Here is a 1,602-nt window from a genome sequence, read left to right as displayed (position 1 = left end):
AGTTACGGTCAGGATTTTCAAAAAGTTTCTTATTGATAGTCTGCCTGAAAAGAACAATTTCATTGAATTTTTTTACAGAAACTCCCAAATGAGCCTGAAAAAGCCGGTTTAAGTGCTGCCTACTGACACCAACTTCCTTTGAAATTTCTGAAACTGAAAAATCTTCGTAATGATTGAAAATATAATGAATGGATTTTTCAAGAATAGCATGGTCAAATGGCTTGAATCTTTTTTCAAGGAAACCGTCCAGCAGCCTGGTATGAATATCGGTTTCTGTGGTTGAAAAAATTTCATTGAGTTCATGTTGAGAAAAGAACTCGTAATCTGTAATATAATCCGTAAAATCTAAGTTTTTATAAAACTGATGAATTCCCAAAGGATGAAACACCACTACAATTCTATAGACTTTCCCGAATTGTTTCACATGAAGAACTTTTTCCCGGATAGGCGTAAAAATTTGACATGGTGGAGCGGCTTCATCATAAATTACCTCTTTCGTTTCTAACCGGATGTGTGATTTGTAAAGAGAAATTGAGTTGTTAAAATGCGGAAAACATTCAAATTCATAGAGTACATTATTATTTTTAATGTCCAGATAATAATACTCCACATACTTTTGGACAATGGAGCTTTTGGGCCTGAATGTTTTAAAAGTATCCTTCATTTCTTTTACAATGAGTTTTCTTAAGGTATCAGCTAATAATCAAATATACGCAATGGTTTATTACTTTACAACAGATTCAAATTCTAAAAACAAAAAAACTGCTTCCCTCGGAAACAGCTTCTATTTTTATGATTCAGCAGAAGACTACTCTCCTGCCGGTTCAAACAATTCAATTTTATTTCCTTCGGGATCTATAATATGAACAAACTTTCCATATTCATACGTTGCAATTTCATCCAGAGTTGTAATGCCTTCTTTTTTAAGCTCCTCTACCAAGGCCTCAATATCCGCCACATGGTAATTGATCATAAAATCTTTTTCTGAAGGTTCAAAATATTGGGTAGATTCTTTAAAAGGACTCCATAAGGTATATCCTTTTTTATCAGAGTCTGCTTCTCTCCAGTCAAATTTAGCACCGTATGGACTGGTCTCCACACCAAGATGCGTTTTATACCAATGGTTTACCTGTTCCGGATCTTTACATTTAAAGAAAATACCTCCAATTGCGGTTACTTTTTTCATGCCTGTAGCTTTGTTAAGTTTTATATTCAATTATTTTGAAACTTCACAAATATATTAATGTTTCCGTTACAATACTCTAATTTATGTAAAGGATTAATAAGGTTTATTGAGTTGAAAAATCTTTGTGCCTTCGCGTTTTCCAACAAAAAAATTTCATTATTAATAACAAAAAAAGCGCACCCATTGGGCACGCTTGGTATGATTGAAAGCTAAATAATTAGTGTAATTCAGCTAAATATTTTTCTGCATCCATGGCAGCCATACACCCGCTTCCTGCAGCTGTAATAGCTTGTCTGTAGATATGGTCCTGAACATCTCCTGCCGCAAAAACTCCCGGAAGATTTGTTCTTGAAGAACCTTTTTCAGTTACAATATATCCGTTTTCATCAAGATCTACCTGACCTACAAAAATATCT

General features: G+C 34.0%; 3 protein-coding genes. All 3 read right to left on the bottom strand.

The genetic code is table 11. From position 1 onward, the window contains the following. Nucleotides 1–664: AraC family transcriptional regulator (locus tag BBH99_RS11695; protein WP_066695723.1), on the bottom strand; the 664-nt coding region annotated here is incomplete at its 3' end. Between the two features lie 144 nt (nucleotides 665–808). Beyond that, nucleotides 809–1,186: a VOC family protein gene (locus BBH99_RS11690; RefSeq protein WP_066695724.1), complete on the bottom strand. Its 378-nt coding sequence runs from the start codon at nucleotides 1,184–1,186 to the stop codon at nucleotides 809–811. A 217-nt stretch (nucleotides 1,187–1,403) separates the two neighbouring features. Continuing rightward, nucleotides 1,404–1,602: FAD-dependent oxidoreductase (locus tag BBH99_RS11685; protein WP_165601929.1), on the bottom strand; the 199-nt coding region annotated here is incomplete at its 5' end.

Source organism: Chryseobacterium contaminans (assembly GCF_001684955.1).
GTDB lineage: Bacteria > Bacteroidota > Bacteroidia > Flavobacteriales > Weeksellaceae > Chryseobacterium > Chryseobacterium contaminans.
This window is presented reverse-complemented; position numbering and strand designations above follow the sequence as displayed.